9 protein-coding genes are annotated in these 13151 nt (G+C 43.4%); 7 read left to right on the forward strand and 2 right to left on the reverse strand.

Annotation, left to right across the window (positions count from 1 at the left end):
• Positions 1 to 4 precede the first annotated feature (4 nt).
• The 3 genes from ACOYVE_RS11675 to ACOYVE_RS11685 all read left to right on the forward strand — a co-directional run bounded on the left by ACOYVE_RS11675 (position 5) and on the right by ACOYVE_RS11685 (position 4108).
• Positions 5 to 322 (forward strand): ArsR/SmtB family transcription factor, encoded by a 318-nt coding sequence (locus ACOYVE_RS11675; RefSeq protein WP_422882087.1) that lies wholly within the window; start codon positions 5 to 7, stop codon positions 320 to 322.
• A gap of 15 nt (positions 323 to 337) precedes the next feature.
• Positions 338 to 1138: an arsenite methyltransferase gene (arsM, locus tag ACOYVE_RS11680; RefSeq protein WP_422882089.1), complete on the forward strand. Its 801-nt coding sequence runs from the start codon at positions 338 to 340 to the stop codon at positions 1136 to 1138.
• A 138-nt stretch (positions 1139 to 1276) separates the two neighbouring features.
• Positions 1277 to 4108, forward strand: a complete 2832-nt coding sequence (locus ACOYVE_RS11685; RefSeq protein WP_422882090.1) for a S8 family serine peptidase — start codon at positions 1277 to 1279, stop codon at positions 4106 to 4108.
• A 31-nt stretch (positions 4109 to 4139) separates the two neighbouring features.
• Here ACOYVE_RS11685 and ACOYVE_RS11690 read toward each other — a convergent pair whose 3' ends face one another.
• Positions 4140 to 6233, reverse strand: coding sequence for a S46 family peptidase (locus tag ACOYVE_RS11690; protein WP_422882092.1), 2094 nt, complete (start codon positions 6231 to 6233; stop codon positions 4140 to 4142).
• A gap of 54 nt (positions 6234 to 6287) precedes the next feature.
• Here ACOYVE_RS11690 and ACOYVE_RS11695 point away from each other — a divergent pair, with 54 nt between their 5' ends.
• Positions 6288 to 6410 (forward strand): hypothetical protein, encoded by a 123-nt coding sequence (locus tag ACOYVE_RS11695; RefSeq protein ID WP_422882094.1) that lies wholly within the window; start codon positions 6288 to 6290, stop codon positions 6408 to 6410.
• 314 nt (positions 6411 to 6724) lie between these two features.
• Here ACOYVE_RS11695 and ACOYVE_RS11700 read toward each other — a convergent pair whose 3' ends face one another.
• Positions 6725 to 9787 (reverse strand): discoidin domain-containing protein, encoded by a 3063-nt coding sequence (locus ACOYVE_RS11700; protein ID WP_422882096.1) that lies wholly within the window; start codon positions 9785 to 9787, stop codon positions 6725 to 6727.
• Between the two features lie 147 nt (positions 9788 to 9934).
• Here ACOYVE_RS11700 and ACOYVE_RS11705 point away from each other — a divergent pair, with 147 nt between their 5' ends.
• From ACOYVE_RS11705 to ACOYVE_RS11715, 3 genes are read left to right on the forward strand one after another with little or no spacing between them, the layout of a single operon-like run.
• Positions 9935 to 10795, forward strand: coding sequence for an alpha/beta hydrolase (locus ACOYVE_RS11705; RefSeq protein ID WP_422882098.1), 861 nt, complete (start codon positions 9935 to 9937; stop codon positions 10793 to 10795).
• 2 nt (positions 10796 to 10797) lie between these two features.
• Positions 10798 to 12378 carry a glycerol-3-phosphate dehydrogenase/oxidase gene (locus tag ACOYVE_RS11710; RefSeq protein ID WP_422882100.1) on the forward strand — a complete coding sequence of 527 codons (1581 nt, stop codon included), beginning with the start codon at positions 10798 to 10800 and terminating at the stop codon, positions 12376 to 12378.
• Positions 12368 to 13150: a glycerophosphodiester phosphodiesterase family protein gene (locus ACOYVE_RS11715; RefSeq protein ID WP_422882102.1), complete on the forward strand. Its 783-nt coding sequence runs from the start codon at positions 12368 to 12370 to the stop codon at positions 13148 to 13150. The genes ACOYVE_RS11710 and ACOYVE_RS11715 overlap by 11 nt, the downstream gene beginning before the upstream one ends.
• Position 13151 lies beyond the last annotated feature (1 nt).

Consider the following 13151-nt stretch of genomic DNA (forward strand, 5'->3'; position numbering starts at 1 on the left):
AATAATGGCTTTTTCAAAAAAAGAAAATTTCAGCTACGAAGAAGTTTGGCTGGCGGATGTGGCAAAGGCATTGTCGCATCCTGCGCGTTTGAAAATTCTTAAGTTTCTAAACAAGATGGATTCGTGTATGGTGGGCAGTATCGTAGAACATCTGCCGCTGGCTCAGTCGACTGTATCGCAGCATTTGAAAGAACTAAAACGAGTGGGGCTTATCGATGGAGAAATCGACGGTCCGAAAATCTGCTACTGCGTAAATAAAAAAAAATTGCAACGCGCCAAAAAGCAATTTGACAAATTATTTTCGGCAACTGGATGTTGCTGAAAAAGGAGAATCAATATGGAAAATAAAAACGAACTCAAAAAAATTGTGAAAGAAAAATACGCTCAAATAGCCGCTAAAAAAAATTCGGAATCTTGTTGCAATAATAACGCGTGCTGCCCCGACGATGTCGATTATTCGAACCTTCAGGATGATTATACGGAAGAAGCCGGTTATATGCCCGACGCAGACCTCGGTTTGGGATGCGGCATTCCGACCAAACATGCCGGCATTAAAGAAGGCGATGTGGTAGTAGACCTCGGCAGCGGCGCGGGAAACGACGCATTCGTAGCGCGCGCAATCGCAGGCGATAAAGGAAAGATTATCGGGATCGACATGACCGAAGAAATGATCCGAAGAGCCGAAGCAAATAATTCGAAACTCGGCTATGATAATGTATTCTTTAAGCTCGGCGATATCGAAAATGTACCGCTTGAAGATAACACGGCGGACGTTGTTATAAGCAACTGTGTATTAAATCTTGTGCCGGACAAAAGGAAGGCTTTTGCCGAAATTTACAGAATACTAAAACCGGGCGCGCATTTCTGCGTTTCGGACATAGTCTCGACTGGCGAAATGACCGAAGAATTTAAAAAGTCGGCGGAACTCTATGCCGGTTGTGTTTCCGGTGCGATTCCTGAAAAAGAATATCTTAAAATTATCGAAGATACCGGTTTTAAGAAGATTGAAATCAAAACTTCCAAAAAAATCGAATTGCCGGACGAACTTCTGAAGAAATATCTTGACGAAAAAGAGATAGCGAATTTCAAAAAAAGCTCCGTAGGGCTAATGAGTATTACGGTTACGGCATATAAATAAATTTCCTTCCTTTTATAAAAAAGCGCCCGCTTAACGGCGGGCATTTTAATCTCCCGCCAAGAACCGAATGTCAGAATAAATTGTTATTATTGCAGTAATTGCTTTTTATTTTAATTTCGGGTAAAACCAAGGTGTAAAATGAAGCCGATCCTAAGAATATTAATTTTCCTGTTCGTCGCAGCAACGCTCTTTTCTCAGGAGGAAATCAAAATACATGATAATGTTTATTATCTGAACAATACTATTGTTGTTAAATTGAACGATGCTTATGCAGACGTCAACGCTTTCAAAAGTGAAACGGAAAAGAAATCAATAAAAATCGACGGGATTGCAAAGGCATTCCCGCAGGGCGCAAATGTATTGAGAAAAGGCGCCGACAGATTCGAATCGATTTACATTTTGAAAACCGGCGGCAATAAAGATCCGTACGAAGTTTCGGCAAAGTTGAATAAAATGAAAGAAGTCGAATGGGCTGAGCCAAAGTTAATCAGAAGAGTAGCCATAATTCCGAATGATTCTCTTTTGAGCGCTGGCAGGCAGTACAATATCGGTATGATTTCCGCTGAAAAAGCGTGGGATATTTCCAAAGGCGATACTTCGATAATAATTGCCATAATCGATACCGGCGTCGACTGGAATCACCCCGACCTGAAAGCAAATATATTGTTCGATTCAAACGGCAATTTGGTTGGAACCGATTTGGGCGGAATAAACGGCAGACCGGACGACGACCCGCGCGAAGACATTCCACCCAACGGTAGAAATTCGTATCACGGAACTCATGTGGCGGGAATTGCATCCGCCGTCACCAACAATTCGATTGGAATAGCCGGAGTGGGGTTTAATTGCACTATAATGCCCGTTAAAGTATCGCGCAGCGACAAACGCGACGCCAACGGTTATCCGTTTGTCTGGTACGGATTCGAAGGAATTAAATGGGCGGTCGACAACGGCGCCAAAATAATCAATTGCAGCTGGGGCGGGTACGGATATTCGCGATACGAAAAAGAAATTATCGACTATGCCATCGAAAACGGGGTCGTTATAATTGCCGCTGCCGGAAACGAAAACAGCTCGGAACTCTTTTATCCCGCCAGTTACGAAGGCGTTCTATCTGTCGGCTGGCTCGATGAAAAAGGAGGAAAAGCGACTTATGGTTCTCACTCCGGCTCCAATTTCGGCACTCAGGTCGACGTTATGGCGCCGGGCTCATTTATCTATTCCACATGGCCTACGTATTCCGGAGCGGATTCGATTTACCGTTCCATTAGCGGCTCTTCGATGGCGTCTCCTCATGCCGCGGGCGTTGCAGGACTGGTGGCGGCTAGATTTTCGAATTATACCCCTCTTCAAATTGCCGAAAGAATAAGAGCTTCGAGCGCCCCTCTTGAAAGCAGTTTGCCGCAAAATCAATATCTCCTCGGAACAGGTAGGATCGACGCGTATAATGCGGTTAAAGATACTAATCTCTTTTCGATCAGAGCGACTAAAATCGACTTAGTTGAAGACGGAAACGGCAACGGACTACTCGAGTCGGGCGAAGCCGTCGATATCAGAATCCGATTTACGAATTATCTCGATCCGTCTCCGCAAACAAAAGTTTATCTGATGTCCGACGACGACGCTATTATTCTTGAAAATAGCGAGTTTAATCTGCCTGCAATGAATACGCTGGATACCGCCGATAATTCTTCGGCTCCGTTCAGATTTGTAATCTCCGAGAATTCCCCGTTTAACCATACTGTCGATATAATGATCAAATACGAAGGCGATTCTTACGAGGACTATCAATGGTTTTCTGTAAGAGTCAATCCTACTTATGCGACGCACGACGCCAACAAAATAGTAATGACGATCACAAGCAAAGGCGCTCTGGGTTTTAACGACTATCCGGACAATCAGGAAGGCAGGGGATTTGTCTACAAAAACGGCGATAATCTCTTGTTCGAAGGAGCTTTTATGTACGGCGCTTCTTCGACAAAAGTGATGGACGCCGCAAGGAACGATTTTTTTCAGAATGAAGATTTCAATCTGTTGGAAAAGGTTCGTATTACAACCGATGAAAATAATAATCAAATCGGAAGAACGGCGTTTGACGATTCGGGATTCGGAGAGGGCGCTCTCGGAATTAAAACGGAGCTCACTTCTTACGGATTTTCGGACGCCCCGGACGACAGTTATATAATTCTCGTAAATAAACTGATAAATCAGAGCGGAGCGGATATTAACGGTCTTTATGCCGGATACTTTTTCGATTGGGATATGCCCGCCGAAATACCCGATATCGATATAGTCGGTTTCGACGAAGAAGGACGTTTCGGATATGTTTATTGCGAAAATGATTCGATCCTCGACACGTATGTCGGCATTGGTCTGCTGCACGATGAAAGCAAACTCGGATTTTATCCGATTGAAAATTCAGCAGACACCGGCGCCGTAATGCTCTTTGACGAAAACGGATTTACAAAAGAAGAAAAATGGAGCGCTCTGACAGGCGGAGTTATTACAAAGCAGATTGGACCGGCGGACGTTTCGATGGTTGTTTCGTCCGGACCGCATGACTTGATTGACGGCGGCGAAGTTAAAATACCTTTTGTAATTGCAGCGGGCGATAATCTCGAAGAGCTGCGCGCGTCTATTCAAGCCGCGCGAAATAAATACAGTCAATTGATTACGGATGTGCGTGAAAATTCAATTTCGTTTACTTACAACCTCTCTCAAAACTATCCCAATCCGTTTAATCCCTCGACGGTTATAAGATATGAAATACCCGAACGGCAATTCGTTACAATAAAAGTTTACGATTTGCTCGGCAGGGAAGTGGCGGCGCTTGTAAACGAAGCGAAAGATGCGGGAAGCTACAGTCTGGAATTCTCTGCGGATAAATATAAACTTTCAAGCGGAATTTACTTCTATGCTTTGAAAGCGGGAAATAATTTTATCGTTAAGAAAATGATATTTGCCAAGTAATAAAAAAAGCGGGCGTCGAGCCCGCCTTTTTTTATTTAATTACCTCTTCGATTACTCGTTCGGCATTGTCTACATATTTAGCTATCCATAAAATATAACGAATATCGACGCCGATGGAACGGCTGTAAGAATCGTTCCACGCATAATCGTTAATTGTGGCTTCGAAACAACGGTCGAAATTCAGTCCTATTAATTCTCCGTCGGCATTCATAACGGGACTGCCGGAATTGCCTCCGGTTGTGTCGGTATTGTATAAAATTGCCACCGGAACTCCGCCGACAGAGGCATCGAAGAATTCTCCGAAATTCTTTTTGTCGTAAGCGGTTCTAAGATTGTCCGGTACCGCATATTCGTTGCCCAGGTAACTTTTTTCGATAACGCCTTCAAGGGTTGTTATCGGTTTGTAATAAACCGCGTCTCTCGGTTCGTATCCTTTTATATTGCCGTATGTCATTCTCAATGTGCCGTTGGCGTCCGGAATAAACGACCTGCCTTCGTAAAGTTTTCTTACTTCAATGTATTGAGGCAAAAGCATATTCAGTTTTCCGTCGACGTAAGCTGATATTTCATTAAGTTCGTTTTTTTGTTTTTTCAACGCAGCCGCGAAAACCAGCAGCAAATCGTCTTCCGGTTTAATTTCGGAATAGTTTGTTTCGCCGCTAGTCAATTTGTCGAGCGTTTCTTCTTTTAGAAATTCCGATTCGAATAATTTGATTAAAAAAGTTTCGGTATCCGTGTCATTAACAACATTCGTTACTGCGTCGACCGACGAGAGTTCCGAAAAGTTGAGCGCGTCGTCCAGCATTTTCTTCAAAAACACTTTTTCGAAAGGCAGATCGATACGTTGATATATTTTGTTAATATCGTTCGAAGGCTTGCCTTCGATTTGATTTAAAACTGCATCGGCATAATTAATTACATTCGAAAAACGATAAAGTCTGTTCAACCACATCGAAGGACGGATGTTGTCGAATAATTTGTTGTAAACGCTCTCGAGTTCGTCAAAGAGACTGCCGTACTTTTCTTCGAGTTCTGGATCGTTATCGATGAAATCTTTCAGTTTTCTGTCTTCATCGTATTCTTTTTTCAGGAGTTCGAGTTTGCGAATACCCAGCATTTTGCCGCGGTAATTTTTCATGGCATTGGAAAGACTTTTTATGAAAGGAGCGTATTTCAATTCGAGAGCTTTATCACCTTTGCTCAGAATTTCGAGGGCGTCGATCATGTTCGAATAGAGCTGTTCGTTATAAGGCAGAAAGTAATTTTGCTGGTAATCCAGAAACCATGCCGGATAGTTGCGATACGTTCTTCCCGGGTATCCGAGAATAAATACGAAGTCGTTTTCTTTTACCCCGTTAGGATTGATTTTCAAAAATTTCTGCGGATGGTAGGGCACATTGCTTTCAGAATATTCGGTAGAAGAACCGTCGGGCGCAACGTATGCTCGCAGAAACGAAAAGTCGCCTGTATGACGCGGCCACATCCAGTTGTCGGTTTCGCCGCCGAATTCTCCTATTGAACGCGGAGGAACGTAGACGAGTCGCACGTCTTTGATAATTTTGTATTTGAAAAGGATATAAGTTTTGCCGGGAAACATTTCGGATACTTCCGCATCGACGGCATTGGCTTCGTCTTTTTCGCGGGCGGCAATTTCGTTCATCCGTTTTTCGATTAAACGGCTCCTTTCGACAAAGTCGGATATTTCGTCGAGACCCGCCATAACTTCGTCGCTAACGTCTTTGTAAGATTCGGTAATCCTGACCGTATAGCCGGCGGCGGGAATTTCGTCTTCGATGCCGGCGGCATAAAAGCCGTTTTCGAGATAGTTGTTTTCGGGCGTGCTGGCGCGACTGACGGCTCCGAATGCGCAGTGATGATTAGTAAGTATAAGTCCGTTTTCCGAGACGAACGAACCGGTGCAACCGCCTATGTTGACGATCGCATTAATCAAACTGGTTCCGTCGGGATTATAAATATCGCTCAAACTCAGATTAAAGCCAAGCTTCTTTAAATCGAGTCTTTTCAATTCGCTTAAAGGATACATTCCCTCGCCGGGAACGCCTTTGACGATAATGTTTAATATCATTAACGAAACTATTATGAGAGTGTAGCGTATTCTTTTCATTACAGCTCCTGAATTATTTATTTTAATAACTAATATAAAAAACGGAGAATTCCGATGCCCGGAAAGAAAGGAGAAGGTTGTTGGTCAACCGGTTGCTTCGATACGTTTTTCGCTCCGCTCAAAACTACTCAGCAACCTCGCTTCTTTTTGAAATTTACGCTCGTTCAAAACTACTAAGCCGCTTTGCATTTAAACCGAGCGTTGAGTAGCCCGATTTATCGGGCGTATCGAAACGCGGGAAGTATCAATTGAGACATAAATTTGAGAAATAAAACTTAGAATCTTCGTTTTTTCAGAAGTAATTTAAACCGGCTTGATTTTCATTCTTCGTTCCGCTCAAAACTACTCAGCAACCTTGCTTCTTTTGAAATTTTCGCTTCGCTCAAAACTATTCAGCAACCTTACTTTAAAACCGAGCGTTGAGTAGCCCGATTCATCGGGCGTATCGAAACGCGGGAGATAAAACACACAACAATATTTACAGTAATAACCTACTTCAGCAGTATCATTTTCCTTGTCGCTCTATAATTACCGGAGTTTATTGTACAGTAATAAATTCCGCTGGGCAAACCGCTTCCGTCGAATTCCAATTCATAATTTCCCGCAGGTTGTTCTTTATTAATCAATTCCGCCACCTCTTCGCCAAGGGAATTATATACTTTTAATATTACATGATTACTTTCCGGCAGTTGATATTTTATTTTCGTTGCCGGATTAAACGGATTCGGATAGTTTTGTTCGAGGACAAACGAATTGGGTACGCCTTTTTCTTCGTTTACGGAAACCGGAATCAGACCTTCTATTGCAATATAATCGAAGCTCATCCAATTCCAGAATCCGTGAATGGCAACAACATTCTTGCCGGATTTAAGCGGAATCATAATGCCGCGCTTTAGCCACGAAGTTTTATTTGGAGCCGTAAACTCGACGGCGGCCAGCGTGTCTCCGTTCACTACGAGATACTGCGTTTTAGGAGATTCGAATGTTAATTGATACGCCATTATCAGAAGATATTCGCCGTCTTCGGGAGCTTCTACATTGTCAAATGTAAGAGTCCATGCGTCGCGCAATTCGAGATATTTGCCGCCGCTGGTTACCGACGAATTAAGCACATTGCCCTGACCTGTATAAGCGCCTTTTTCCGCTTCGAAAACGGTAAGGTTGGAATTATCCAACACGTAGACTTCGAACGGTTCCGATTGAACGGCGATACTGTCGTTATCCGTAACAACTACGGTAATATTGTAAACGCCTGACTGTTCGGGAGTCCAGCTGATTTTAAAAGGTTTTGTGTTGGAAATGCCAATTGAAACTCCGTCGACAAAAAATTCGGCTTTCACTACCTCGCCGTCATTATCGACAGCATTTGCCGTAAAGGTTCCTTTTTTAGAAGGCTCCGTGACGTTACCGAAGTCGGTTGTAATGTCGACTTCCGGCGGTTTCTTTTCCGAGAGTTTGCCGTATGCAGCAATTTCATAGAGAGAATATCCCCATTGAGTAGCGCGTTTAATAAAGTGGAATTTGATGTATCTTCCGCTTACAGGATTTTCAAATATTATATTATCCTGATTACCGTCACCGTTTCTTTCCTCATAAACAGTCTGCCATAAATACCCGTCGTACGAAACCTCAATGTTGTATTGTGAACCGAAAGCCGCTTCCCAATAGAGAATAACTCTTTCAATATCGATTGATTCGCCGAGATCGACCATGAGCCATTCGTCGTCGGGATTGTCGTCTAAATTCGGGTCTGCAGCGGTAGATTCAGATTCCTGCTGCCAAGCGCTGCTCCAGCGCGTTTCCATATCGCCGTCAACAGCGAATTCGGGAAGACGTTCGTCTCCGCAACAAGCTTCAAAGGTCGATGCTTTTACCGGACGGTTCAATGATCTGTTAATCATATCGGGATCGAGCACTTCGACAAGGACGGTTGCAGTATCGGATTCGTTCGGGTCTTCTCGATTAATCGCAATTAATGTGTAAGTCGTTGTTTCGGAAGGAGTAACAATAACGGAGCCTGCGGAATCTACTTCGGCGCCGTTGAGCGTAACAGAAGACGCTCCGAAGACCAACCATGAAAGAGTTGTACTCTGTCCGGTTTCCAAGGTAGTTCTTTCCGCAGAGAAAACAGCTATTTTAAAACCCGGATTTACATCGGCAAGAAAAGGCGCCGCCGGCAATCCTTCTTTATTATAAAGATTTGCATTTGCAGGATTATATTCCCACGCGTAACGAACTTTAATTGGCTCGGGAACATTGTCGTTCCACACAATAACTTTTTCGCTGTCGATAAGAGCGTTTGCCCAAACCCAGTTCGAATTATCTCGCGAAACGGCAAACGAAAAGACTTCTCCGCTGTCGGAATTTTTGGCTTCTAGACCGCTGCCGACGTGGTCAAAATATATTTCTATTTTCCCGTCGTCTCTAAGTAGATTTCTTTTATAGCGGGGACCCGAATAAACGATATCCTCTCCGTAAGCAATTTTGCGCGCTACTAAAGATAAACGATAGCCTACGGGTTCTTTGTTCGGCGGATGAATATCTGTAGAGCCGACGTCGATAGCAACAGCTTCGCCGGTATTCGGTAAAGCCAGCGCTCCCGACTGCTGAGCTCTTAACTGAGGCCATGCATCCCACGTTTGCGGCTGATCGTAAACCTGTCCGTAATTCGGAAGCTGCACCCACAAAAACGGGAAATCGCCAAGATTCCACAATTGCCTCCAGCCGTTAATTAATTTAATAAACAAATCGCCGTAAGCCAGCGCATCATTCATATTATCGCCGTTCGATTCCGCCTGATACCAAATTACTCCTTTAATCGGAAAACCAATTAAAGGATTAATCATTCTGTTGAAAGCAACGGTAGGCTGCCTTTCAGGCTCTCCGTTTGCAAGTTTAACGTCCTGCTCGTCGTAACCGAGCATTTCATCGCTCATCCATGCTTCGATACGACTTCCTCCGTAAGACGAATTAATTATACCGATCGGAATATTCAAATCTTTGTAAAGATAATTTGCAAAGTAGAAACCGACCGCGCTCCAATTTCCCGCGTATTGAGGAGTAGCGGGCATCCAGTAACTGCCGGACGGAACTTCGTCTGCCGGTTCGTCGGTTAATCCTTTTGCGACTTTAAACTGCCTTATTAATTGAGTGTTTGCAGAAGAAATTGCAGCGCTTCCTCCCGTTGCATTGTTGAGAGTATATTCCATGTTCGATTGACCCGAAGCAAGCCATACGTCGCCTATATAAACATTATTGCGAGTAATTGATTGGTTGCCCGATGTTACTTTCAAAACAAAAGGTCCGCCCGCTTCCATTGCAGGCAATACCGTTCGCCATTTTCCCAGACTGTCGGCTATCGTAGTAACTTTATAGCCCTCTAATTCGACCGTTACCGTATCTCCCGCAGCGGCTTTGCCCCAAACGGGAATTTCCTGTTGTCTTTGCAAAACCATTCCGTTTCCGAATATATACGGCAGAGATAACTGTGCTTTAATCGATACGGAATTGATAAATAGAAATGCTAAGAAAAACAAAGAGCTGGCTTTTTTCATCGCATACCCCCGAATACAGTTATATATTATCTTCTAAAAAAAATAAATTATAAATTGAAATTCAAAAATAAAATTTGTTTAAATAATAATTTGATATTTGAGAGCAAGAAAATTAGTTTTTCCGTTACAATATTAAACGAGGCGCTTATGTTAAAAAAAATTATTGTACTGATTACTTTCATACCGCTGACGCTTTCGGCTCAAGCGGGCAAAGTATATGATAATCTCTCGATGAAATCGGAAGTACTAAAAGGCGAAAGAAAGTATGCAATTTATCTGCCGCCCGATTATGAAACTTCGGAAAGAAGTTATCCTGTTCTGTATTTATTGCACGGGTATGGCGACGACCAGGCGGGCTGGATTCAGTTTGGCGAAGTGCTTCACATAGCCGACAAAGCAATTAAGGAGGGTAAAGCCACTCCGATGATCATTGTAATGCCGAATGCCGACGCTCCATACCGAGGATACGTTAACCGTCCCGAGACCGATTATCGGTATGAAGATTTTTTCATTAACGAATTCATACCGTACATCGAAAAAACATACAGAATCCGGTCGCAGAAACGCTACCGCGCTATTGCGGGGCTGTCGATGGGCGGCGAAGGCACTTTCATCTATGCGCTGCGTCATCCGGAACTATTTTCGTCCGCATGCCCGTTAAGCGCCGCTACCGGTCCGTCAAACGCCGACAGTCTGAATAATTATTATATACTGAGAGGTATAGAAAATTTATCGAAAGAAAAAGCTCTGGAATTTTACAATAACTATAACGTGGTTAACCTGATAAACAATTTACCTGCCGAACAGTTGAAGTCCGTTCGATGGTATATCGATTGCGGCGACGACGATTTTCTTACAATCATGAATTCGGAAGTTCATATTGCAATGACAAAGAAAGGAATACCGCACGAGTTCAGAATGAGAGACGGCGCGCACAATTGGACATACTGGCGCGAATCGCTGCCGAACGTGCTTAAATTTGTATCCGACGCTTTTCATCAATATTGATTATGAACAGAGACATACAACTTAAACGACTTTTATCCGATAAAGACGAAGTTTGGGATATTATAATAATCGGCGGCGGCGCTACCGGATTGGGCGCCGCAGTCGATGCGGCTTCAAGAGGATTTAAAACTCTGTTGGTAGAACAATACGATTTTTCGAAAGGCACGTCGAGCAGAAGCACAAAACTTGTTCACGGGGGAGTCCGGTATCTGGCGCAGGGCGATTTGTCGCTCGTTTTCGAAGCGCTGCACGAACGAGGTCTTTTGATGCAAAACGCTCCCCACCTTGTGAAGAATCAACAATTCATAATTCCGAATTATGAATGGTGGGAAGGACCGTTTTATAATATCGGAATGAAAGTTTACGATTTAATGGCGGGTAAGCTTGGACTGGGACCCTCGGAAAAAATTTCAAAAGAAGAAACATTAAATGCAATTCCGAATCTCGATCCCGAAGGATTGCTCGGCGGAGTAATCTATTACGACGGTCAATTCGACGACTCGCGACTGGCAATAAATCTGGCTCAAACGGCATACGAAAACGGAGCCGTTTTGCTAAACTATGTGAAAGCCGTGGGATTTACAAAAGATAAGGAAGGAATTCTTAACGGCGTTAATTTACTGGACGTCGAAACCGGCAATGCTTTCCATGTGAAAGGAAAGACATTTATAAATGCAGCGGGAATATTCGTGGGCGATATTAAAAATATGGACGAGGGCGAGAATTCCAATTCGGTGGCGCTGAGCCGCGGCATTCATATTGTACTCGACAAATCGTTTTTGCAGGGTAATTCGGCGATTATGATACCGCACACTACGGACGGAAGAGTTTTATTTGCCGTTCCGTGGCACGGCAAAGTTATACTCGGCACAACCGATACCGAAGTCGATAAACCCGAAATCGAACCGAGGGCATCCGAAGAAGAGATCGATTTTCTGCTTTCGAATTCAGCCCGATATCTTTCGAAAGACCCGCAACGCTCCGATATTCTGAGCGTCTTTGCAGGTTTAAGACCGCTGGCAATTTCCGAAGGAAAAGCCATACCGACAAAAGATATTTCAAGAAAACATCAGATTTCCGTATCTCCTTCCGGCTTGATTACAATAACCGGAGGAAAGTGGACAATCTACAGAAAGATGGGCGAAGACTTAATCGACCACGCGATATTAGTTGGAGGACTCGAAGAGCGGGAATCGGTTACTAAAAATCTTCCCGTTCACGGCTATCTGAAAAATACGAATCACAACGACCCGCTCTACTATTACGGCGCGGATAAATTTCAAATCGAAGAAAGAATTCTAACCAAAGAAAAGCATTTAAGAGAACCGATTCATCCGCATTTGCCTTATATAAAAGCGGAAATCGTTTGGGCGGTGAGAAACGAGATGGCAATAACCGTAGAAGATTTTCTTGCAAGAAGAATTCGCGCGCTTTTGCTCGACGCTAAAGCAAGCATCGAAATGGCGCCGGTAGCGGCGGAAATTATGGCTAAAGAATTAAAAAAGGATAACGCCTGGGTGCAAAATCAAATTAATGAATACATTAAACTTGCCAGAGGATATCTTTCCGGTTATGACGAATGAAAAAGTTTACATAGTCGCCCATCGCGGCGCTTCCGACGAAGCTCCGGAAAATACAATCCCGTCGTTTCAAAAAGCTTTTTCGGAAGGGGCGGATTTTATAGAAGGAGATTTCTGGCTTACAAAGGACAACCGCATAGTTTGCATTCACGATGCAAACACAAAAAGAACCTCGAAAACCGGCTCTAGACTAAACGTAATTAAAACAAAACTTTCCGAGCTGAAAACCGTCGATGTGGGCGGCTGGAAAAATTCTCGGTTCGAAGGAAGTTTCATTCCCACTATCGAAGAAATAATCGATATAATTCCAAACAACCGCGGAGTTTTTATCGAAGTCAAAGACGACAGAAAAGAATTTCTTGTCAAGCTATCTGAAGTACTGAAGGAAAGTAAATTATCGCACGATCGTATTCGAATCATAGCATTCAATCCCGATACTATTATTTCGGCAAAAAAATTATTTCCGGAAATAAAAGTTTATTGGTTATTCGAGTGGTTTTCGTCAAAGAGAAAATGCCTTAACGGATTAGCGCACAAACGACTAATGCATACATTGAAAAAACTAAATTGCGACGGCGTCGATCTCAATAACGCTTCGTACATAAACGCAGAACTTTCTGGTTATTTGAAAGATAACGGACTTGAGCTATGCGTCTACAACGTTGAAAAAGGCGAAGACGCGGTTCGGCTGGCAAAACTTGGAGCCGGCTATATAACCACAAATTCGCCGGCTAAGATAATTAAATATATAAATTCAACGGTCGATCTTAAATAAA

It is taken from the genome of Melioribacter sp. (assembly GCF_049325435.1).
Classification (GTDB): domain Bacteria; phylum Bacteroidota; class Ignavibacteria; order Ignavibacteriales; family Melioribacteraceae; genus Melioribacter; species Melioribacter roseus.